Origin of the sequence: Nocardia callitridis, assembly GCF_039543305.1 — a bacterium.
Lineage (GTDB): Bacteria > Actinomycetota > Actinomycetes > Mycobacteriales > Mycobacteriaceae > Nocardia > Nocardia callitridis.
In genome coordinates, this window is sequence record NZ_BAABJM010000006.1 from 346,627 (window position 1) to 369,260 (window position 22,634).

General features: G+C 65.7%; 20 protein-coding genes and 2 tRNA genes. 12 read left to right on the plus strand and 10 right to left on the minus strand.

Annotated features, from left to right (window positions below):
* From ABEA50_RS25995 to ABEA50_RS26045, 11 genes are all read left to right on the plus strand, one after another.
* On the plus strand, positions 1-1,302 hold the full coding sequence (locus tag ABEA50_RS25995) for an LLM class flavin-dependent oxidoreductase (protein ID WP_345498690.1): 1,302 nt from the start codon (positions 1-3) through the stop codon (positions 1,300-1,302).
* Between the two features lie 10 nt (positions 1,303-1,312).
* Positions 1,313-2,128 (plus strand): coniferyl-alcohol dehydrogenase, encoded by an 816-nt coding sequence (locus ABEA50_RS26000; RefSeq protein WP_345498691.1) that lies wholly within the window; start codon positions 1,313-1,315, stop codon positions 2,126-2,128.
* A 3-nt stretch (positions 2,129-2,131) separates the two neighbouring features.
* The gene (locus ABEA50_RS26005; RefSeq protein WP_345498692.1) at positions 2,132-3,121 is read left to right on the plus strand and encodes a cyclase family protein; all 990 of its coding nucleotides are present in this window, start codon (positions 2,132-2,134) and stop codon (positions 3,119-3,121) included.
* Between the two features lie 7 nt (positions 3,122-3,128).
* Positions 3,129-3,725, plus strand: coding sequence for an NADPH-dependent FMN reductase (locus tag ABEA50_RS26010; RefSeq protein WP_345498694.1), 597 nt, complete (start codon positions 3,129-3,131; stop codon positions 3,723-3,725).
* A 49-nt stretch (positions 3,726-3,774) separates the two neighbouring features.
* Positions 3,775-4,695 carry an alpha/beta fold hydrolase gene (locus ABEA50_RS26015; RefSeq protein WP_345498695.1) on the plus strand — a complete coding sequence of 307 codons (921 nt, stop codon included), beginning with the start codon at positions 3,775-3,777 and terminating at the stop codon, positions 4,693-4,695.
* The gene (locus ABEA50_RS26020) at positions 4,685-5,521 is read left to right on the plus strand and encodes an SDR family NAD(P)-dependent oxidoreductase (RefSeq protein WP_345498696.1); all 837 of its coding nucleotides are present in this window, start codon (positions 4,685-4,687) and stop codon (positions 5,519-5,521) included. Before ABEA50_RS26015 ends, ABEA50_RS26020 begins: the two co-directional genes overlap by 11 nt.
* 59 nt (positions 5,522-5,580) lie before the next feature.
* Positions 5,581-6,267: a TetR/AcrR family transcriptional regulator gene (locus tag ABEA50_RS26025; protein ID WP_425577714.1), complete on the plus strand. Its 687-nt coding sequence runs from the start codon at positions 5,581-5,583 to the stop codon at positions 6,265-6,267.
* Between the two features lie 200 nt (positions 6,268-6,467).
* A complete protein-coding gene (locus ABEA50_RS26030; protein WP_345498699.1) occupies positions 6,468-6,662 on the plus strand; it encodes a ferredoxin in 195 nt (64 codons plus the stop codon).
* 40 nt (positions 6,663-6,702) lie between these two features.
* Positions 6,703-7,944, plus strand: coding sequence for a cytochrome P450 (locus ABEA50_RS26035; RefSeq protein WP_345498700.1), 1,242 nt, complete (start codon positions 6,703-6,705; stop codon positions 7,942-7,944).
* A gap of 229 nt (positions 7,945-8,173) precedes the next feature.
* Positions 8,174-9,376: a cytochrome P450 gene (locus tag ABEA50_RS26040; RefSeq protein ID WP_345498701.1), complete on the plus strand. Its 1,203-nt coding sequence runs from the start codon at positions 8,174-8,176 to the stop codon at positions 9,374-9,376.
* 96 nt (positions 9,377-9,472) lie between these two features.
* Positions 9,473-10,309, plus strand: coding sequence for a mycofactocin-coupled SDR family oxidoreductase (locus ABEA50_RS26045; RefSeq protein WP_345498702.1), 837 nt, complete (start codon positions 9,473-9,475; stop codon positions 10,307-10,309).
* Between the two features lie 98 nt (positions 10,310-10,407).
* Here the strand turns inward: ABEA50_RS26045 and ABEA50_RS26050 are convergent, their stop codons facing one another.
* The 10 genes from ABEA50_RS26050 to ABEA50_RS26095 all read right to left on the minus strand — a co-directional run bounded on the left by ABEA50_RS26050 (position 10,408) and on the right by ABEA50_RS26095 (position 22,140).
* On the minus strand, positions 10,408-11,097 hold the full coding sequence (locus tag ABEA50_RS26050; protein WP_345498703.1) for a hypothetical protein: 690 nt from the start codon (positions 11,095-11,097) through the stop codon (positions 10,408-10,410).
* 374 nt (positions 11,098-11,471) lie between these two features.
* Complete coding sequence (locus tag ABEA50_RS26055; RefSeq protein WP_345498705.1) at positions 11,472-11,969, minus strand: hypothetical protein; 498 nt, start codon at positions 11,967-11,969, stop codon at positions 11,472-11,474.
* Between the two features lie 338 nt (positions 11,970-12,307).
* Positions 12,308-14,737: a CaiB/BaiF CoA-transferase family protein gene (locus ABEA50_RS26060; RefSeq protein WP_345498707.1), complete on the minus strand. Its 2,430-nt coding sequence runs from the start codon at positions 14,735-14,737 to the stop codon at positions 12,308-12,310.
* 88 nt (positions 14,738-14,825) lie between these two features.
* Positions 14,826-15,839 (minus strand): enoyl-CoA hydratase/isomerase family protein, encoded by a 1,014-nt coding sequence (locus tag ABEA50_RS26065; RefSeq protein WP_345498709.1) that lies wholly within the window; start codon positions 15,837-15,839, stop codon positions 14,826-14,828.
* 5 nt (positions 15,840-15,844) lie between these two features.
* A complete protein-coding gene (locus tag ABEA50_RS26070; protein ID WP_345498710.1) occupies positions 15,845-16,969 on the minus strand; it encodes a M24 family metallopeptidase in 1,125 nt (374 codons plus the stop codon).
* Positions 16,969-18,219, minus strand: a complete 1,251-nt coding sequence (locus ABEA50_RS26075; protein ID WP_345498712.1) for a M24 family metallopeptidase — start codon at positions 18,217-18,219, stop codon at positions 16,969-16,971. Before ABEA50_RS26075 ends, ABEA50_RS26070 begins: the two co-directional genes overlap by 1 nt.
* Before the next feature lie 116 nt (positions 18,220-18,335).
* Positions 18,336-19,505, minus strand: coding sequence for an amidohydrolase family protein (locus ABEA50_RS26080; RefSeq protein WP_345498714.1), 1,170 nt, complete (start codon positions 19,503-19,505; stop codon positions 18,336-18,338).
* A gap of 570 nt (positions 19,506-20,075) precedes the next feature.
* Positions 20,076-20,151 (minus strand) — tRNA-His (locus ABEA50_RS26085).
* Positions 20,152-20,205: 54 nt separating this feature from the next.
* The gene (gene orn / locus ABEA50_RS26090) at positions 20,206-20,850 is read right to left on the minus strand and encodes an oligoribonuclease (RefSeq protein WP_345498716.1); all 645 of its coding nucleotides are present in this window, start codon (positions 20,848-20,850) and stop codon (positions 20,206-20,208) included.
* A 48-nt stretch (positions 20,851-20,898) separates the two neighbouring features.
* A complete protein-coding gene (locus tag ABEA50_RS26095) occupies positions 20,899-22,140 on the minus strand; it encodes a L,D-transpeptidase (RefSeq protein WP_425577715.1) in 1,242 nt (413 codons plus the stop codon).
* 295 nt (positions 22,141-22,435) lie between these two features.
* Here ABEA50_RS26095 and ABEA50_RS26100 point away from each other — a divergent pair.
* Positions 22,436-22,508, plus strand: a tRNA-Lys gene (locus ABEA50_RS26100).
* Positions 22,509-22,634 lie beyond the last annotated feature (126 nt).

Sequence of the window (22,634 nt, forward strand, 5' to 3'; positions counted from 1 at the left end):
ATGAAGATATCCCTGTTCTACGAATTCGCCCTGCCACGGCCGTGGGTACCCGACGACGAACGCGTGCTGTTCCAGGACGGCCTCGACGAGGTCGAGGCCGCCGACAAGGCGGGCTTCTCGACGGTCTGGCTGACCGAACACCACTTCCTGGAGGAGTACTGCCACTCCACCGCGCCGGAGATGTTCCTGGCCGCCGCGAGTCAGCGCACCGAGAACATTCGCCTCGGCTTCGGCGTGATGCACCTGCCGCCCGGCATCAACCACCCGGCGCGGGTGGCCGAGCGGGTGTCGACCCTGGACCTGATCTCCAACGGTCGGGTGGAGTTCGGGACGGGGGAGTCCTCGTCGGTGGGCGAGCTCGGCGGGTTCAATATCGACCCCGCCGACAAGCGCGGCCAGTGGGAGGAGGCGTTGGAGGTCGCGGTGCGCTGTATGACCGAGGAGCCGTTCACCGGATTCCAGGGTGAGCACATCCAGCTGCCGCCACGCAATGTGATCCCCAAGCCCGCGCAGGCGCCGCATCCGCCGGTCTGGGTGGCCTGTACCCGGCCCTCCTCGGTGCAGATGGCGGCCCAGAAGTGCCTCGGCGCACTGAGTTTCGCCTACACCGGCCCCGGTCCGTTGGCCGAGCGCGTGAATGGCTATTACAAGGAATTCGAGGAGAAGGGCGTCCCGGTCACGCCGCAGGTCAACCCGAACCTGCTCGCGATCGGCGGTGACCTGTCGATGATGGTCGCGCCCACCGACGAGCAGGCGATCCAGCGGCTCGGTGTCGGCGGCGGATTCTTCTCCTTCGGCATCATGCACTACTACATGACCGGCGAGCATGTTCCCGGCCGCACCGGGGTGTGGGAACGCTACCTCGAAGAGGTCGACAAGGACCCGACCCTGGCCTACGGGCCGGGTCGTGGCGCGATCGGATCACCCGACACCGCACGGGAATTCCTGCGCAGTTACGAGGAAAGCGGTGTGGACGAGATCATCCTGCTGCTGAACCCGCGCAGCCACGAGGCGTCGATGGAATCCATCGAACTGCTCGGCAAGCACGTGCTGCCGGAATTCATCGAGCGCGACGAGAAAGCCGTCGAGGCCAAGCGCAAACGGCTGGAACCGGTCATCGAGAAGGTCGAGGCCCGCAGGCCCGCTTCGACGGCCCCGGTATTCGACGAGACCTATTCCTTCGGTGGACTGCCCACCGGGCGCGGCGGCAAGTTCACCGCCAGCGAGATCCCCGAGGCGATGGCGGAGATCAACGAGGGCAGGGTGCAGGCCGCGCGGCTGGCCAAGGAACAAGGCGAGTAGCGGTCACCCCATGGGAAGCATCGAGCAGTGGTCGCGTTATGACGGGCGGCGGGTGGTGGTCACCGGCTGCGCATCGGGGATCGGCGCCCACCTGGCCGGTCAGCTGCGTGAGCTCGGCGCCGAGGTGATCGGGCTCGACCGGGTAAGGCCGCGTGCCGAACTCGCCGAATTCCACGAGCTCGATCTGGCCGACCCCGCGTCGATCGACCGCGCGATCGCCGCGGTCGGCGGGCCCGTGGACGCGCTGTTCAACGTGGCGGGCGTGTCTTCGGGGATCGGTGACCCGCTGCGGGTGGTGACCATCAACTTCCTCGGCACCCGTCGGCTCACCGAGGGGCTACTTGCCACGATGGGTGCGGGATCGGCGGTGGTCAGCGTGTCCTCGCTGGCCGCGGCCGGATATCTGGACAACAAACACAGCGTCGAAGGATTGCTGCGCACCGCCGACCTTGCCGAAGGTATCCAGTGGTGCCATCGCTATCCCGAGGCTCTCGCCGACGGCGGCTATCGCCTGTCCAAGGAGGCGATCATCCTGTTCACGATGAGCAAGGCGGTCGCGTTGGGCGCGCGCGGAATTCGGATCAACTGCACCGGGCCCGGCGTCACCGAGACACCGATCCTCGACCAGTTGCGCGGCGCGTACGGGCAGGACTATCTCGACGGTTTCCCGCAACCACTCGGCAGGGTGTCCGACCCGGCCGAACAGGCGTCGGTGCTCGCGTTCTTGAACAGCCGTGCCGCCGCCTTCGTCACCGGCCAGGTGCTCTGGGTCGACGGCGGCATCGTGGCGAGTCGCGTCGCGGCCGAACTAGCGGAAAGGAGGTGAATCGTGGCTACTCTCACCGACTTTCGGCGCGTTGCCCGCGATGTCAGCAATTGGGGACGATGGGGTGGCAGTGACGAACTCGGCACGCTGAACTTCATCGACGCCGCCAAGGTCGCCCAGGCGGCGAGCCTGGTGCGGCACGGGAAGGTCTTCGCGCTAGGTGTCGACTTCGGTTCCTCGGGTCCGCAGGGCGCGTTCATGTTTCGGCAGAATCCGGTCCACGTGATGACCGTCGACGGCGGCGATGCCAGCACCCTGGTGCGCTACAGCCCGCAGTCGGAGCGCAATGCCGTCGGTCGCCAGCTCAGCGGATTTTTCGAGGACAACCCGTTCCGGTTCAACGACGACATGATCATCATGCCCTTGCAGGCAGCCACCCAGTGGGACGCGCTCTCGCACGTGTACTACGAAGACCAGCTCTACAACGGGTTCCCCGCCGACTCGGTGACCAGTCTCGGCGCCTATCACTGCGGCATCGACAAGGTCGACGTCAAGGGCATCACCACCCGCGGCGTGCTGCTCGATCTGGTGCGCCACCGCGGCGCGGAAACCTTTCTCGAACACGGCGATCCGATCACCCCGGCGGAACTGGATGCGGCCGCCCGAACGCAGGGGGTACGCATCGAGCGCGGCGATGTGGTGTGCGTGCGCACGGGATGGTGGGCGCGTTTCCTCGAGGCGGGCGACGGTGGCGAACCCGCCGCCGGCCTGGACTGGCGATGCGCGTCCTGGCTGCACGATCACGAGGTGGCCGCGGTCGCCGCTGACAACCTGATGGTCGAGGACCCGATCTCCGGTGTCGAAGGCACCTTCCTGCCGATGCACATGCTCTGCCTGCGCGATATGGGCCTGATGCTGGGGGAGTACTGGGATCTGGAGGCGTTGGCCGCCGACTGCGCCGCCGACGGGGTGTACGAGTTCCAGCTCGTCGCGCCGCCGCTGCGGGTCACCGGCGCAGTCGGGTCTCCGGTCAATCCGATTGCGATCAAGTAGGTGTGAGATGACAGAAACGTTTCCTGCCGCGCGCGGCCCGTTCGTCGTCGGTATCGGCGGCACCCTGCGCTCGGATTCCTCGACCGAACGCGCACTGCGGCACTGTCTTTCGGTGGTGCGCGAACAAGGCGGACGCACTGAGCTGTTCTGTGGTGCCGATATCGATCTGCCGATGTACAACCCGCAGGACCCCGTTCGCAGCCCCAAGGCGGTGAAACTCGTCGAGGCGCTGCGCGTGGCGGACGCCGTGGTGGTGAGCTCGCCCGGATATCACGGGGGAGTGTCGGGTCTGGTGAAGAACGCGTTGGACTACATCGAAGACCTCCGCGGCGATCCGAGGGTGTATCTGGACAACACCCCGTGGGGGTGCATCACCTGCGCCTACGGCTGGCAGGCCGCGGTCGGCACACTGGGGCAGCTGCGGGTGATCGGACACGCGCTGCGTGCCTGGCCGACGCCGGTGGGCGTGGCGATCAATTCGGCGGTGCAGGTGTGGGACGCCGAAGGCGAGTTGACCGACACCGCGGTGCGAGACCAGCTGGGGCTGCTCGCCGCGCAGGTCTCCACCTTCGCGCTCGGTCGCACGGCCGGGGCACCGGCATGAGGGGCATTCGAGCCCGGATTCGGGTGTTTTCGTCGGTACGGAGGCGGAGATGACCGCCGAGTCGGATACGTCGGTATGTCGAAACCGGCACGCGGACAACGGCACCCGGTTCGACCGTAAGACCGTGCTGGTGGACGGCCTTTCGACCAGCTATCTCGAGGCGGGCGAAGGCGAACCCGTGATCCTGTTGCACGGCGGCGAGTTCGGCGCCGCCGCGGAACTCGGCTGGGAACACACCATCGCCGCCCTCGCCACCCGCTACCGGGTGCTCGCTCCCGACCTGCTCGGCTACGGCCACACGGCGAAGGTCATCGATTTCACCGACGGCCGAGGTATGCGCACCAGACATGTCGCGAGACTGTGCGCACTGTTGGACATCGAATCGGCGCACTTCGTCGGCAATTCGATGGGTGCGATCATGCTGCTCAACGACGCCACCTCCGCGGCACCGGTGCTGCCTGTGCGCAGCATCGTGAGTATCTGCGGCGGCGGCGAGATCCAACGCAATGGTCATATGCAGGCCCTGCAGGACTACGGGGCGACCATTCCCGCCATGCGGCGCATCGTCGCGGCGCTGTTCCACGATCCCAGCTATCCGGCAGACATCGATTTCGTGCAGCGCCGTTACGACTCGAGCATGCTGCCCGGTGCGTGGGAAGCAGTGGCGGCGGCGCGATTTCGCCGACCGGGCGCCTCCCCGCCGCCCAATCCCACGACCGATCGTCGCTACGAGCGGATTACCGTGCCGACCCTGGTCGTGGAGGGCGGGGGCGACAAGCTGCTGCCACCCGGCTGGGCGGCGCAGATTGCGCAGCGGATCGCGGGCGCGCGCTCCGCCGTAGTCGAGGCTGCGGGACATTGTCCGCAGATCGAGCAGCCGGGCGTGGTGAACGCGCTGCTGCTGGACTTCTTCGACAAGCAACGGGTTGCCGAGCACGAAACGAAAGGCGGTGCACGCCATGGGCGATGACCTGTCGGGCAAAGTAGCTGTCGTCACCGGCGGCGCGTCCGGTATCGGTAGGGCGATCGTCGAGCGGTTCCTCGCCGAGGGCGCACGGGTGGTGATCGGCGACGTCGACGCCGAACGCGGCACGGCGCTCGCGGCCGAATACGGTGCGGACGCGGTGTTCCTGCGCACCGATGTCGCCGAACCCGACCAGCTGACCGCGCTGGTCGAGCGTGCGATCGACGCCTTCGGTGGGTTGCACGTGATGTGCAACAACGCCGGTGTCTCCGGCACCATGCACCGCGGTTTCCTGCACGACGACCTCGCCGATTTCGACCGGGTGATGCGGATCAACGTGCGCGGGGTCATGCTCGGTACTCGGTTGGCCGCGCGGCACATGGCCGACAACGGCGGCGGGTCGGTGATCAATCTGTCGTCGATCGGTGGGATACAGGCCGGTGGTGGGGTGATGACCTACCGCGCCTCCAAGGCCGCGGTCATCCAGTTCACCAAGTCGGCGGCGATCGAGCTGGCCTACCACGAGGTACGCGTCAATTGTCTTGCCCCTGGCAATATTCCGACGCCGTTTCTGGCCTCCTCAGCCTCGGCGATGAGCGAGGAGCAGATGGCGCGCTACACCACCGCTGTGCGGGCGAAGATGCGCGAGGACCGTCCACTGCAACGGGAGGGTACGCCGGAGGATGTGGCCGAGGCGGCGTTGTATCTGGCGAGCGAGCGCTCGGTGTATGTCACCGGAACCATTCTGCCCATCGACGGCGGGACGACGGCGGGCATGGCGATTCGGCGCAAGAGCAGGTCGAACGGCGACACACCAAAATCAGGGTCATGAATTTAAGTCAACTGCTTGACTTAAATATCCGGCGGACTTTCAATGGGATGGACAGCATGATGCGAAGGAGCGTGGCCGTGACCCCCTCGAAGTCCGCCCCCCGCCGCGCGGGAAAGACCGCGCGCGCCAGCGAAACCCGGGACGCGATCCTCACCGCCGCCGAGCGCTTGTTCGCCGAGCGCGGCGTCTTCGCGGTCTCCAATCGGCAGGTCGGCGAGGCCGCGGGGCAGGGCAACAACGCCGTCGTCGGCTACCACTTCGGCACCAAAGCCGACCTGGTTCGCGCCATCGTGCACCGGCACAACGTGCACATCGAACAGCTCTGTCAACGGATGGTGGCCGAGGTCGAGGAGTCCGGTCAGCTGCGCGACTGGGTGGCCTGCCTGGTCCGTCCCTCCATCGAACACCTTGTCGCGCTGGGTAATCCGACGTGGTATGCGCGTTTCAGCGCGCAACTGTCATCGGATCCTGGATTCCGCGACGTGGTGTCGGACGAATCGCTCGGTTCGCGCTCGGTACTGCGCGTGATGGAGGGGCTGAATGCTTCCCGTCCCGAGTTGCCTCCTCGGATCCGGATCGAGCGAAACGCCATGGCGCGCTTACTGATCGTGCACACCTGTGCCGACCGGGAACGCGCGCTCGCCGAAGACTCCGCCGCGACGGCGAGCTGGGAATCCACCGCGGCCGGTTTGATCGACGCGATCACGGGTCTGTACCTGGCGCCGGTCACGGGAGCGACCGCATGACTCAGCACACCGAGGCCCTGGATGTTTGGGCGGGATCGAACACCGCCGAAGCGCCGCGGAGCGAGAAATCCTCCCGACGAAGCACCGCGCCGGATGCGGAACCCCAGCTGTCCCACAGCCGTCCGGCCAGCCCCTGGCGGCGCGCATCGCGCAGCGAGCACCGCGCCGCCCAACCTCGCACCCGAAGAAAGTAGGACCCGATGAAGGTGACCGTCGATGAGAGCAAGTGCGTCGCGGCCGGGCAGTGCGTAGTGCACGCCGGTGCGGTGTTCGACCAGCGCGACGAAGACGGGGTGGTCATCCTCCTGTCGGAGAACCCATCCGAGGACCTCGCCGACGACGTGCGCCAGGCCGCCGCGGTGTGCCCCGCCTCGGCGATCCTGCTGACGCGATAGCCCCGATGGCCGCGCAGCGACCAGCCCCGAAGGAGTGGCAGTGACCGAGACGACGACCGGTGCGCGCAGCGGCGTGACCGACGAGATCCCCGAGTATCCGATGGTGCGCGAGCGGGGGTGCCCGTTCGCGCCACCGGCTGAGGTCCGTGCGCTGGGCACGCGGAAACCCTTGAGCCGCATAAAGATTTGGGACGGCAGCACGCCGTGGCTGGTCACCGGCTACGACGAGTTGAAGACCCTGATGGCCGATCCGCGAGTGAGCGTCGACGATCGGCGGCCCGGCTTTCCGCACTGGAACGAAGGCATGCTGTCGACGGTGCACAAGCGTCCGAGGTCGGTATTCACCTCCGACGGCGACGAGCACACGAAATACCGCCGAATGATGACCCGTCCCTTCACCTTCAAACGGGTGGAAGCGCTGCGTCCGGCGATCCAGCAGATCACCGACGACCACATCGATACGATCCTGGCCGGACCCAAGCCCGCCGATCTGGTCACCGAACTCGCGCTGCCGGTGCCCTCACTGGTGATCAGCGAATTGCTCGGTGTGCCCTACGAAGACCACAAGTTCTTCCAGGACCACGCCACCATCGGCGTCGACCGGTTCGCGACCAAGAAACAGGCGACCGCAGGCGTGGTCGGTTTGGCGACCTACCTGAAGGATCTGATCGAGAAGCGCCTTTCCGAACCCGCCGACGACATGGTCACCGAGCTGGCGGGCCGAGTGCGCGCGCAGGAGATCAGCCTGAGCGAGGCCGGACAGATCGCCACCGGGCTGCTGATCGCGGGGCACGAGACAACCGCGAACATGATCGCGCTCGGAACCCTTGCGCTGCTGGAGAATCCCGAGCAACTGGCGATCGTGCGCGAGACCGAGGACCCGAAGGTGGTCGCGGGCGCGGTGGAGGAACTGCTGCGCTACCTCAGCATCATTCAGAACGGGCAGCGCCGCGTCGCCACCGAGGACATCGACATCGGCGAGGTCACCATTCGCGGCGGCGAGGGCATTGTCATCGATCTCGCTCCGGCGAACTGGGATCCGAAGGCGTTCGCCGCACCGCAGGATCTGGATGTGCGCAGGCAGGCGGTCTCGCATGTGGGTTTCGGTTTCGGACCGCACCAGTGTGTCGGCCAGCAGCTGGCGCGGGCGGAGTTGCAGATCGTGTTCCGCACGCTGCTGCGGCGCGTGCCGACGCTGCGGCTGGATATCCCGTTCGATGACGTCGAGTTCAAGCACGATCGGCTCGCCTTCGGTGTCTACACGTTGCCGGTGAGCTGGTAGCCGAAGCCGAAAGTCCACGCCGCGAGCACATTTCGTCGCTGTGGCGCGGCGTCGGCACGGAGTGCGCGGGCGCCCCGTGGCTGATGAGAATGACGCTCTCTTCTGAAGAGATTCACAATTGCAAACCAGGATGGATCGACCTAGACTCGATCACATCCTCGATACCGAGTCATGGCGGAATCCTGCGCAGATCGCGTGCGAACACCGCTACTGCGAGAGGCGAGAACCAGTGACGATCAGTGCGGCCAGCGACGTCCACTACGACCCCTACGACGTCGAACTCAACAAGAATCCGTACCCCATGTTCCGGCGGCTGCGCGAAGAAGTTCCGCTCTACTACAACGAGACACACGACTTCTACGCGCTGAGCCGCTTCGCGGACGTCAACGCGGGCTTGATCGACAAAGACACCTTCATCTCCGGCCGAGGAGCCATCCTCGAGCTGATCAAGGCCAATATCGCGATCCCGTCCGGCGTGCTGCTGTTCGAGGACCCGCCGATCCACGACATTCACCGCAAGCTGCTCGCGCGCATGTTCACCCCGCGCAAGATCTTCGCGCTGGAACCCAAGATTCGTGAGTTCTGCGCGCGCAGCCTGGACCCGCTGGTCGGCTCCGGCGGTCTCGACTTCGTCGCCGACCTCGGCGCCCAGATGCCGATGCGCACGATCGGCATGCTGCTCGGCATTCCCGAGGACGACCAGGAAGCGATCAGGGATTACGCCAACGAGCAGATGCGCACCGAGGAGGGTCAGCCGATGAAGGCCGCCTCCGACGGTATGGACACCGGCGACATCTTCGGCGCCTACATCGACTGGCGTGCCGACCACCCCTCCGACGACATCATGACCGAACTGCTCAATGTCGAATTCGAGGACGAGACCGGGACCTGGCGCAAGCTGCGCCGCGAAGAACTGCTGACCTACATCAACGTGGTCTCCGGTGCGGGCAACGAGACCACCACCCGGCTGATCGGTTGGGCGGGAAAGATTCTCGCCGAACATCCCGACCAGCGCAGGCAGCTCGTCGAGGACTTCTCGCTGATTCCCAGGGCGATCGAGGAACTGCTGCGGTTCGAGGCGCCAGCGCCGCACGTCGCCCGCTACGTGACCCGCGATGTGGAGTACTACGGCCAGACCGTCCCCGAGGGCAACGTGATGATGTTCCTCATCGCCTCGGCCAACCGTGACCACCGCCAATTCGGTGACAGCAGCGACACTTTCGATATTCACCGGGACGCGCGCTCACATCTGACCTTCAGTGTCGGCACGCACTACTGCCTGGGCTCGGCACTGGCCCGGCTGGAGGGTCGAATCGCCATGGAGGAGATCCTGAAGCGGTTCCCGGAATGGGAGGTCGACCTCTCCGACGCTCGGCTCTCGCCGACCTCGACGGTTCGCGGCTGGGACGCACTGCCAGCCCGAACACCCTGAGCCACACTATGATTCGGCGCTTTCGGGGCCGGGTCGGACAGCAGCGCTCAGCACGGTGTTGAGCCAACGATCACCAATTCGGAAATGAGGTCTGTCATGGCGGGAAGAACTGAAGGCAAGGTCGCCTTCATCACCGGCGCCGCGCGCGGTCAGGGGCGTAGCCACGCCATCGCGCTGGCGCGCGAGGGTGCCGACATCATCGCCATCGATGTCTGCAAGCAGCTCGACAACGTGCCGTTCCCGATGTCGACACCCGAGGACCTGGACGAAACCCGGTCCCTGGTGGAGAAGGAAGGGGGCAAGATCATCACCGGTGAGGTGGACGTCCGCGACTTCGACGGACTGAAGGCGATCGTCGACCGCGGCGTCGAACAGTTCGGCAGGCTCGACATCGTCGTCGCCAACGCGGGCATCGGAAACAGCGGCGCCGCACTGGTGGACATGGACGAGGTGCTGTGGCGGGACATGATCGACGTCAACCTCACCGGCGTGTGGCTCACCGCGAAAGCCTCGATCGAGCACATCGTGGCGGGAGGTCGCGGCGGCAGCATCGTGCTGACGAGTTCGGTCGGCGGGCTGAAGGCTTACCCGAACGTCGGTCACTATGTGGCCGCCAAGCACGGCGTCGTCGGTGTGATGCGCACGCTCGCCGTGGAATTGGCACACCACAAGATTCGGGTGAACTCGGTACACCCGACCCAGGTGAACACCCCGATGGTGATGAACGACGCGACCTTCCGCATGTTCCGCCCCGACCTGGAAAACCCGACGCGCGAAGATTTCGCCCCCCTGTCGCAGATGGCGCACATGCTGCCCGTCCCGTGGGTCGAATCCGAGGACATCAGCAACGCGGTGCTGTTCCTCGCCTCCGAAGAGTCGCGATTCATCACGGGCCTGACCCTGCCGATCGACGCGGGCAGCCTACTGAAATAGCGGCGTACGGTCTGACGTTCGACCGAACGTCAGTCCCGGCCTCGGCACGTTCTCCCATTCGATGCGTTGTCACGGGGCGGCTGCGTACCCGCGGTTTGTCACACTTCCAGTGCCCACGCCTCCGGCCACCGTTGCCGTTGCGGCATCGGGACGGGGCCCTTCGGGATCTGGTCGCGGGGCAGTAGCGGGATCACAGGGAACAAAGGTGATTCGGCGTCGAGGCCGAGATCTTCCTGCGCACGGCCGAAGACCTCGATGGCTTCGGCCAGATACTCATCTGTCGTCGCCGCGACGCGGTATTCGGCGTACGACGCGAGGAGATCATCGTCGGCAGGACCGCTGCGGTAGGTGGCCTGCATCGGTACGTTCAGGGCGGCAGCGTCCAGGAACTCCTGTAACTGGTGGACCAGATTCTGGATTTGCTCCAGTGCCTGCGATCCCACGGTCGCCGCGTGTTGCGCGATGTCGACGGCGGAACTCTGCGTGTCGCGCCAGAGTGTGGAATGCGTGTGCATGGCGTCGCTGGAATTCGAGTAGGCGGCCGTCGTGAACCCCGACAGGCCGACCGGCAGCTCTGGTTTCGGAGCCGCTGGCGGCGGTGCGGGGGGATCGACCGCGTAATTCGGGCTGCCCAGCGTATCGACCAGTTCTTGGAACACCGATCGGATTTCGGTGATGAAATGGGCCAGGGCCTTCGATGCGCGCGCAGGGGGGCGCAGCGGGACCTGCCAGGTCTTGGGTTTCGGCGGTGGCGGCGTAGGTGGAGGGCCTGGTGATGGCGACGGCACCGGGACCCATCCCGGCGGTCGCTCCTCTCGTAAGGGCGGCGGTGGTAGTGATTCATGTGATGGTGGCGGCTGCGTCGAAGAGGGCCCCGGCGTCGCGTCGGGTGCCGGTGTTTCCGGATTGTTCGCCATGCGAGAGGCCCTCTGTCGATGCGCGGTTTTCGGGTCTTCAGCTTCGCACCCGACGCGCGTGCCGCCTTCCCACCGCTGGCGGATTCATGAGCGAGTACAAGGCTTTTCGCGCGTCGCCACACCGTCGATGACAGCGACGTAGTCCCTGGCCTCTTCCGCCACCTCGCCGCGTTGACGTGCGTGCGTGAAAACGTTTGTGTCGAGCTCCGTGATCAATTGCGTGACCGGTGTCCTGGTGAGTCGACTCACGTCCCGGACGCGAGTCGGCTCACCTCTGCGAAAGCGCGGCGGGCATGGTCGAAGGTGGTGGGGTCTGCGGCGGCGAGGCTCCAGGCGGACCTACGGGGTGAACTTTCGGTATTGGCGATCTGGCCGACTCGCTGGAAGGTGGTCCCCACCAGTTCGGCGATTTCGCGCATGGGGATTTTCTCCGAGGTGAGTTCGTCCGCGAGTATTTTCGTTTCGCGCTGAACGTCCTGCTCGAGTTGTTCGATCAGCTGCCGAGCAGCCTTGATCCAGGTCGACCGCTCCTGGACGTTGCGGGCGCTCCCGAGGTCATCGATAACGACCTCGACTTCCACGGTCGAGGGTGCGACGTCCATGGTGACGGCGATGTAGTCCCTGGCTTCTTCTTCTACTTCGGCGAGCCGACGTGCTTGCGTGAGAGCGTCTTCGCCGAGCTCTGGAACCGTGACAGCCCACCATCGGCCGTCGCGCCCCGTGACGTGGACTTTGTAGGTCATGCCTCCTCCTTCGCGCGTTCGCACGAACAACCCGAGGTGGCGTTTCCTATCTTGCGCACCACGCCGGGGCTGATATCGCCGTGACCACTGGGAATGGTCGTCGTGTGCGTGCGGGTCGGGCATTGCCACACAGCGTGACTGCCTTTGCCTTCTCGTTGAGCGTCAACCCAGCTCGGGTGAGCCTCTTCAGCATGACGCGAGTGGGCTGTTCGCTGATCACCAGTGTATGTCTAATCGATAGACAATTTTCAGTCAAATAGCTAGACATTGCTGGATCGGCTGTACCGTGCCGCCGCCGTACGAGACTCGAGGCGTCCGAGTGGTCTCGGCGTGCTGGCTTATCTCGCCGGGGTGGAGCCGATTACGCCGTCGGCCTCCAGTTCGGTGATGTCCTCGCCGCCAAGGCCGAGTTCGGTCAGTAGTTCGTGATTATGTTCGCCGAGTAAAGGGGCGGGGGTGTGGTGGAAGCGGGTTGGGCCGCCGGAGAAACGGGCGGCGATCGTGCTGTGGCGGGCGGTGGGGTTTACCGGGTGGGTCAGGTGCTCGAAGAAGCCGCGGTGTGCCAGTTGCGGTAGGTCGGCCTGGCGGTGTGGTTGGAGCACCTTCGCGACAGGAATTCCCGCATCCCAGAGGAGGTGGACTATGTCTTCGCAGCTGCGGTCGGCGCACCACGCGGTGAGGTGCTGGTCGATCGCGTCGTGTGCGCGGTGGCGCCCGGCGGCGGTGGTCAGTTCGGGATCTCTCGCCCAGGATGGATTGTCGAGCACCTCGCGCAGTGCCGCCCACTGCTCGTCGGTCGAGACCGCGATCGCTACCCAACTGTCGGCGCGGCCGAACTCGTCGATGTCGTTGCCGCGGTAGAGGTTCTGTGGTGCGGCCGTGGGTCCGCGATTGCCGTCGCGGTTCAGCAGCGCGCCGTAGGCGGAGTACTCGATCACCTGCTCGGCGGTTACATTGAGCGCTGCCTCGACCATCGGTGCCTCCACCAGCACGCCTTCGCCGGTGCGGCGGCGGTGTTCGAGGGCGAGTAGCAGGGCGTTCAGTGCGTGGATGCCCGCGTTCGGGTCGCCGATCGAATACGGTTCGATCGGGTTCTGGTCGGGGTAGCCGGTGAGCCAGGTCAGTCCGGCGGTGTCCTCGATGACGTAGGCGAATGCGGGATTGTCCCGCCACGGGCCGTCCAGGCCGAAGCCGGGCATGCGCACCATGATCGCGTCGGGTCGCAGCTCGCGCACGGCCGCGTAGTCGAGACCGATGTTCTCCAGCACCCTCGGCGTGTAGTTCTCCACGATCACATCGCAGGTTCCGATCAACTCCCGCAACAGCTCTCGCCCACGCTCGGTACGGAAGTCCAGGGTAAGACTCTTCTTGTCGGCATTGAGACCGGCGAAGATCGGCGACTTCTCCCACCACTGCTCCTCGCTCACCGGCACGCCCGCGATGAGCCGGGTCCCGTCCGGCCGCGCCGTGGATTCCAGGTGGATGACTTCCGCACCGAGCATGGCCAGGAAATGCGTACAGGACGGACCGGCCCAGAAAGTGGTCATATCCAACACGCGCATCCCGCGAAAAGGTAAGTGCTTGGCGGTTCCTCGTTCGTTTCGAGGCACGGGGGTCGGCGCGAGACCTCGGTGATGCTCGGTGTGCTCGCCGAGACGCGGCGCGGGCTCCGGGGCCCTGAGCACGTCCGGGGTCATCCGATACGGCATTCCGGGTTGGGTGAACCCGTCGCGCGGATTGGTGACGAACGAGCCACGCGCCCGATGGTGGTCGGCCTCGGCGGCGTTGGCGCCGTTGATCACCGGCCCGTTCGGAATGCGGAAAGCCGTTGCCACATCACGGATCTCGTCCACGGTGTGCTCGGCCATCCACGCGTTGATCTGGTGCGCGTGCAGGTTGGCCTGCTCGGTGATCGACAGCGCCGAATCCTCGTCGATCCACTCCGCGTGCCCGACCATCGCGCACAGGTCGAACCACTGCTGGGCGGTGCCGCAACCCAGCGCGACCATCCCGTCCTTGGCCGTGGCCACGCCGGGCACACTGAGCTTGCGTTCGGTCCGAAACGGTCGGCCGAGCATCTCGAAGAAGCCGACGGGATAATAGGTGAGGCTGAGAATCTGCGTCTCCAACATCGACAGGTCGACCAATTCCCCCGTGCCGGAATCGATCTGCCGAAAGCGTGCGGTCATCGCCGCTGCCGCCGCATACGCCCCCGCGAACCACTCGCCGATCTGTCCTCCCACGAATACGGGTGCCCGATCCGCTGCGCCTCGGCCCAGCCCGACGATGCCACCCGACCACGCCTGCACGGTGAATTCCGTTGCGGCACGGTCGCACCACGGGCCGTCGAGCCCGAACGGGGTGATCGCGGTGACCACCAGATGCGGGTGGTCGCGCCGGATCTCGGCGGGTGCGAAACCGCGATGCTCGCCGACCCCGCCGCGCGACCACACCACCGCGTCCGCCCCCGCGAGCAGATCGTGCAGGAACGCCACGTCGGAGTCGATATCGATATCCACGACCACACTGTGTTGGGTGCAGGCGAGAAAGCTGAACAACGCGCCGTCCTCGCCCTCGGCGATCCGCGCACCGGAGGCCGACCAGCCGCGCAGTGCATTACCCTCCGGCGGCTCGACCGCGATGATGTCGCCACCACCGTCGGCCAACAGTTTCGTGCAGTACGCCGCGGCGATACCGGCCGAAAGATCGATGACCGTGTAGCCACTCAACGGTGACGATGTCGGCCGGTTGTGCGGATTGCGCACCATGACACTCACTTCTTCATACCGCGGGCGCCGGCCGCCGAGCGCTGGCGGTGGGGCGCCGGAGCCAGGCGAAGAGCGGACGCGGTAGGGGTTATGCCGAATTCCCGGTGGGACCGGCGGTTTCTGTGTCCGTACCCGGCCCGGTGGCCTGCTGTGGCGCCTGGGCGCGGCCCGACTTGCTCAGCCGAAATTCCGGAGGGAACCGGCTGTCGTTGTCCTTCACCGACTCGTTGAGTCCGCGATCGAACGTCGAGTCGTCCAACATCAGGTCCTCGTCGTCGGGTCGCACCGAGCCACCCATCGACTCGAAGAAGCCGCTGAGCAGGCTGCCCATGTACTCGCCCTGCTGCTGCTTCATCACCTCGAAGAACACCTTCTGCTGAAACACCGTGTCCACCGGCCGATTACGCGCACACGCCTGGGCGTATTTCGCGGTCTCGGCCTCGAGTTCGTCCCTGGGCACCATGCTGTTGATGAAATTGCACTCGTCCATCTCGGATGCGGTGAACGGACGCCCGGTGAACACCATCTCCTGGAACTTGCGCAGGCCGATCATCTGCGCCCACGTCCACATCCGCGGACCCCAGCCGTAGTACCGAAACGACGGATGGCCGAAAAGCGTGTCGTCGGAGGAGATCACGAGATCGGCGTCGGTGGCCTGATAGAAATGCCAGCCGTAGCAGTAGCCCTTGGTCTCCACGATGCTGATCTTTTTGAACTCCTGCAAACTGCGACAACCAGCCTGCGGGTTGGCATACCACTGACTCACCGAGGCGCCGAAGCGGAACGATCCGCGTGGCGGGAAGGTGACGTCCTCGGGGTCGAGCTTGAATTCCCGCAGCCGGCGGGTGGGATCCTCGGCTTTCTGGTTGGCCATGAACTCCGGCAGATCCGCGCCGGTGCCGAAGTCCTCGCCGACACCGCGCACCACCAGGACCTTCACGTCGTCATCGATATTGCAACGGTGCAGCAGTTCGGCGTAACGCAGCCGGGCCGCCGCCGTCGGCGCGTTCAGGTGTTCCGGTCGATCGAAGGTGATCGTGGCGATCCTGGTCTTCGGATCCTTCTCGAACAGGATGATGTCTTCGGGTGCGGGATCGGACATGTCGGCTATCCCTTCCACGCGGGACTGTCGGTCAACACCTCGGGTCCGCCCTCGGTGATGAGCACCGCGTCACGGCCGAAGACCGCGCCGACACCTTCCTCCCAGACATAGCCGGTGACCGCCAAGACCATTCCCGGCTCCAATAGCTCCTCGGCCGCTGTGGCGGGCAGGTGCTGGGAAATTACCGGCGGATCGAAGCCGAGTCCGAGTCCGCGCGCGACCGGCATGGGCGGCAGCGCTTCCCCCGCCGATTCGTACGCGGCGAGCAGGGCATTCGCCGACGCACCCGCCTTGCAGGCATCGAGTAGCTTGTCCCACAACGCGTTCCACCGACCATAGAGCTTTCCGGTGGCTGCGGTGTCGCCGCCCTCGACCGGCCAGGTCCTGCCGACCTCGCCGATGTAACCGTCGCCGAGTACCCCCGACGCGAACGCTACGAGGTCACCGGGTGTGGTGCGTCGGTCGCCGCCGACCCGTTGCCAGGGGTGTTCGCGTGAGGTCACCCACGCCGCGTCCTGGGTGGCGGGTGTACTCACCCCGCCCGCGGCCATCGCTTCCAAGAGCACACCGGCCAAGGTCTGTTCGTCGACGCCGACGCGCAGTTGCGCCACCGCGGCCGCCAAACCCGCGTCGGCGACCCGCAAGGTTGCCCGCAGCGCGAGGATCTCTTCGGGCGTCTTGATCCGGCGCGCGGCACGTAAAGCCAGTTCCCCGTCGACCAATTCGGCATTCGGGAACGCCTGCGGCAGCAACTGGGCGAACGAGGGGGACAAAGAATCGACCCCGACCCGCCGCGCGGTCTGCGCGCCCTCGATATTGCGCAGTACTTCGATGAGCGTCAACGGGTTCCACGCCAGTCCGTAGAGGTGCTCGTGCGGGATCTCTTCGGGGATGCCCTCGTCCCATGTACTCAGCAGGTGTACGTCCCCGGTCTCGCGCACCAGCGTCGCCACCGGCCCGAACGGTCGGGTCCCCGCGACCCACAGCTGTGGCGCGCCGGAGATGTAGCGCGCGTTGGCTTGTCGGCCGACGACGAGGATGTCGAGGTCGTTGGCGTGCATCTGGGCCAGCGCGCGCTCGCGCCGCCCACGGCGCAGCGCACGATCATCCGGCAGGATCTCGGTGGCCATCAGCGGGTACCGCCCGTCGGACCGTAGGGGGCGTAGGGGTAATCGGTGAGCCCGATCCAACCGTCTTCGGTCACCACGACGATCTCCTCGCTTCGGTATCCTCCGGTCCCGTCCTCCCACACCACGGGTTCGAAGACGAGCACCATCCCTGGTTTCAGCACGAAGTTCTCATCGAACGCGGGCCCGAGATCGGTGCCGATCATCGGCGTCTCGGCCGCGCTGACGCCGATACCGTGCCCGATATAGAAGTGCGGCAGCCACGGTTTCGCGCCGCCGTTGGCCGCGGTGGCCGCCCTGGCCAAGTCGGCGGCCGTCGCTCCGGCGCGGGTGGCGCCACGCACCGCGGTGATCAGCTCCCACCACTGGTCGAACTGCGCCTGCTGACGCGCGTTCGGCTCGTCACCGACGATCCACGTGCGCCCGAAATCCGAGCAGTAGCCGCCGTAGGTGATGCTCACGTCGGTCCACAGCACATCGCCCTTGCGCAGTTCGCGTTCGGTGGTGAGCAAGGGCAACGCGAGATCGCCGTGGGTGGTCCACACGCCGTCGCTCTTGCTGTCGGGCATCACCTGCCAGATGGCGTCGAGCATGGTGGCGGTGGCGCCGAGTTCGAAGGCGCGGCGCACGAAACTCGCCGACAGGTCGATCTGGCGGATGCCGGGCGCCAACGCCGCCTGCACGTCGACCATCGCCTCCTCGGTGATGCGGCAGGCGTTGCGGATGCAGGACAGTTCGTCGGGCGTCTTGATCAGCTTGGCGGCGCTGATGATCACCGCGGCGTCACTCGGTGCGCCCGAAGGGAAGAGTCGACGCGGCTCGCGCAGCATCGCGCCGGTGTATTCGTCGACGGCCACGGTGGCGCCCGAGGGCACCAACCCGGCCAGCTCACCGGCGAAATGCGCGACGCCCTCGTCGAATTCGAGGTAGACCGGGCCGTGTAGATGATCGGCGGGCAGGTCGGATTCGGCGCTGGCACCGGCGCGAAACGGCAGGAACAGATGTGGCACAGGGTCATCGGCCAGTACCACCGCGACCGGTCGTTCGACGTGGGCGAGTCCGGCGTCCCCGAGCGGCCAGTTCGCGCCGGAGGCGTAGACGACATTGTTGTTGTTCAACAGGAGCAAGGCGCCCACGTCGTGCTCAGCCATGGTCGCGCGCAGTCGCGCACCCGTTTCTCTGCGCATCCTGGCACGATCGGGCCGTTCGGGGATATCGATGGTGGCAGTGCCTGCGGTCGGTGGTGAAGTCATCGCACGTTGTCTCCGGGCTGGAAGGAATCGGGTCGCGCACGCGGCGCGCGTGGACGTCGGCCCGCGTGGTGTCGGCGGGGCGCCCGTCGTCGGAAACGGCGGTGGCGCGGTGACATTCAGAGGCCGAGGAACTTCTCGGCATTGCCGCTCACGACCTGGGCCGCCGCGTCCGGCCCGAGCGCGTCGACCACGGCGGCGATCGATTTCTCGGAGTAGCCGAAGGTGCTCTCGTTGTGCGGGTAGTCCGACGACCACATCACGTGATCGATGCCCACGTCCTCGATCAGCCGCAGCCCGAGCGGGTCCATCATGAACGACGCGCTCATGTGGTTGTCCCAGTAGTAGCGCACGTCGTGCTCGACCGGTCGATCGAACATGTGCCGGAAGGAGGCCAACATGTGTTCGGCGTCCTGGATGGCCGAAGGTACCCAGTTGATGCCGCCCTCGAACCAGCCGACCTTCAGGCCGGGGTGACGGTCGAGGATTCCGCTGAAGATGTACTTGGCGAACATCTCTCGGAACGGCGCCACATTATGCATCATGCCCACCGCGACGCTGTTGACCTCGCACGGACTCGACAGCGGTGACTCACCGATGTGATGGGAGACCGGAACACCGGACTCCTCGATCACATCCCACACCGGGATCATCGCGGTGCTCGCGTAGTCGATCGGCTGCTTGTTGCTGTCCTTACCCGCCGACAGCGGCATCAGGAAGGTTTTGAGCCCCAACGACTTCAGCTCGTCGAGGGTGCGGCGGGTGCCCTCGGCATCCCACCAGTTGATCAGTCCGACACCGTAGAAGCTGCCGTTGGAGCGTTCCTGGAGCTCGGCGATGTACTCGTTGTACACCCGGAAGGCGAGTTCGCGAATCTCCTTGTCGGGGAAGAACAACAGCGCCAGTAGCGCGTTCGGGAAGGCCAGTTCCTTGGCGATGCCGTCCTCGCGCATATCGCGCATGCGCGCGTCCAGGTGGGTGCTTCCCGAGCCGTCCAGCGGGTCGTACTGCATGAGCACATGACTGAAATCGCCTGGCAGGAACGATTTCCCCTGCATGCCCAGCTGGTAGGCCCCCTCCTCGTACCAGACGCGCGGCGCGCGGTCCTTGAGGTTCGCCGGAAACCGTTCGTAGAAGATGTCGTCGGCCAACGAGATGTGGTTGTCCGCCGAGAACACCTGCGTCCCCTCCGGTAGACCCGAAGGTCCCGAGGCTCGTCCGCGCCGGTCCTTCGGCGGACCGAATCCCTCCGGCGGATACAGCGACACATTGCTGGCCGAAACCGACATTTGACCCTCCAATGGATCAGTTACCGCGTGGACCGGGGTATCCGTTCGGCGAGCTGTTGCCGCGACCCACGGGCGACGCCCACCTCGTTCGGTGGGTAATCACCATGTCCAATTACGGTAATCACATTATCACGATGTGCGCACTATGGACCAGGTAGTGAGCGTCAGATTGGACTCTGACGCATTTCAAATGCGAGAATTACATTCTCTAAAACAGAGAATGTATTGAACTTCGTATTGCGGCGCATTCTCCTGTAGCGATCCCCGCACCCGAGAGCGCGTCGCGACACGGTTGATCCTCGACCTTCGGGGACGAGTGTGCCGCTGTCCACCGACGCGGGCGCACCGAGGCGCCGCGCCGACGACGGGCCGATTCACTGCGCGATCACCACGCAGGAGCATCCGACGACCCGATCGATGCCGAGAGTCTGAGAGTCTGGGCCAGGTCGTTCGCGGCTTCGACGCAACCCCCACGACCGGCAACTGCGGGCAGGGCTACCGGCTGACGTACACACGGACGCGGACAAAAAAGATCCGGGAGGCTCGATTTCTCGAACCTCCCGGATCATCTGGGGTGAGCGACGGGGCTCGAACCCGCGACATCCAGGATCACAACCTGGTGCTCTACCAGCTGAACTACGCCCACCATGGCCGGTCGTAACCGGCGACGTCGATACTAGCGTGTTACCCCCGCTAGTCCCTAATCGGTTTTCGTCGGCGTTTCTACCTGCGGTGATGCCGGGGCCGTTCCGGTGATCTCCGCGGTGACCGCCGCGACCTCCTCCGTGGACGGGCCGGGAGCCGCGACGAACGCGGTGCGGCGGTAGTACCGGAGTTCGCGGATCGACTCCTTGATGTCGGCCAGTGCGCGGTGGGTCAGGCCCTTCTCCGGCTGGCCGAAATACACCCTCGGGTACCAGCGGCGGCACAGCTCCTTGATCGAGCTCACATCGATCAGCCGGTAGTGCAGAAACGCGTCCAGCTCGGGCATGTCGCGGGCGATGAAGCCGCGGTCGGTGGCGATCGAGTTGCCCGCCAACGGCACCGTGCCCGGCGCGGAGACGTACTGCTTGATGTAGTCGAGCACCTGCTGCTGTGCCTGCTCGATGCTCACCGTGGAACGGCGGACCTCCTCGGTCAACCCGGAACGCTCGTGCATCTGGGTCACCACGTCGGGCATCGCGGCCAGCGCGTCGTCATCCGCGTGGATGACGATGTCGACACCGTCGCCGAGGACGTTCAGATCGCTGTCGGTCACCAGGGCGGCCACCTCGATCAGCTTGTCGCTGTCCAAGCGCAAGCCGGTCATCTCGCAATCCACCCACACCATCAATTTGTCGGACACGCGACTAACCCTAGCTGTGGGTTCGGTGTGCGCGGTGATGCGTCCGCCTCAGAGGTCGGCTTCCGCGTTGCCCGCTTTCCATTCCGCCCACGGGACGTTCCAGTCGCCGAGACCATCGACGCCGGACAGGGTGGGGCCGACGGTGTTCCTGACGATCGCGATGTCACCACGCTTGGAGTTCTCGAAGACCCATTGCGCGTCGGCGGGGCTGAGATTCAGGCAGCCGTGGCTGGTGTTGGCGTAGCCCTGTTGGCCCAGCGACCACGGTGCGGAGTGGAAGAAGATGCCGCTGTAGGACATTCGGGTCGCGAACTCGACCGGGGTGCGGTAGCCGTCGGCGGAGGCGACCGCGACGCCGTAGGTGGAGGAGTCCATCACGATTTGGCGGTGGCGATCGCCGATGATGTAGATGCCGTTGTCGGTGGGCGCGGAGTTCTTACCCATCGAGGTGGGCATGGTCCGCACCACCTGGCCGTTCTGCTCGACGACGACCTGTTTGGTGTTGTCGTCGGCGGTGAAGATCAGCGGTTCGCCGACTGTGAAGGACGAGTGGATGCTGTCCTGTCCGAACAGGCCAGCGCCGAGATCCCTGCCGTAAGCGTTGACGTCGATGGTGACCGTGGTGCCCGGAGCCCAGAAGTTCTCCGGTCGCCACCGCACCTCGTGCTGGTTGACCCAGTAGAAGGCGCCCTCCACCGGAGGATTCGTGGTGATCTTTATCGCATCCTGCGCGGCCTTGCGGTCGGGGATGTTCTCGTCGAACGACACCGCGACGGGTTGGCCGACCCCGACCACCTCGCCTTCGCCGGGGATCAGGTACGGCCTGGTCTGATTGCGCGGCTTGCTCGTGGTGAAATTCACCGCGGTGGAGGCGGTGCCACCCAGGCCGATCGCGTTCGCCTGTAGTCGGTAGGTGCTGTTGTAGTCGAGCGCCTCGGTGCTCACCCAGGAGCGGCCGTCGGCGGCCAGTTCGCCCGCGACGGGTTGGTTGCGCGGATCGGTGAGGGTGACGTTGGTGAACGCGCCGTCCTCGACGCCGACGCTGACCGGGAATCCGGGAGAGACTCCGGCGTCGCCATCTTTCAGCGGGGACAACAACTTTGGTTGCAGCAGTGCGGTGACGGGATTGCGCTCGACCGGCGCGGCTGGCTGTGCCGCTTGGGAGGGCGAACACGCCGTCAGCGCGACCGCCGAGGCGAGGGTGGTCACGGCGACCAGCACGCCGGGTGTCAACATTCGCTTGATCGTGCGCCGCGCGCTCGATCGACTCCGACGATGACCAACGTTCATAACCAACCCCGTTTCAAGTCTCGATGCGCCCGATCCGCACCGATGGCTTCGGATCTCGACCACTCGCGACCACGTTCACGTGCCGTCGAGACCACGTCCTGACAGTCTGCCAGTCCCGCACGCCCCGACCAACGCCAAAACAAGGTCGTCACCGTGGTGTTACTCGGTGGGGATACATATCCGCGCCCCCGCCGTTACACCGTCCCCACACGAGCCCCCGCGCAGCTCAGAGCGCGATTTCACTTCTGCGCCCCCGACCTGTTAATCTTTGTGCCGCGCCAGAACATCGGCGCAGGCGCCATTAGCTCAATTGGCAGAGCAGCTGACTCTTAATCAGCGGGTTCGGGGTTCAAGTCCCTGATGGCGCACCTATATTGGCAGGTACCCGGCGTTCTCGCCACTCCACCGAAACACGGGGAATCGACTCAACCCCACATTTATCCCACGGTATCCGCGACAGTCGCCCCACGCACTCCGGCTGCGTGGGGCGACTG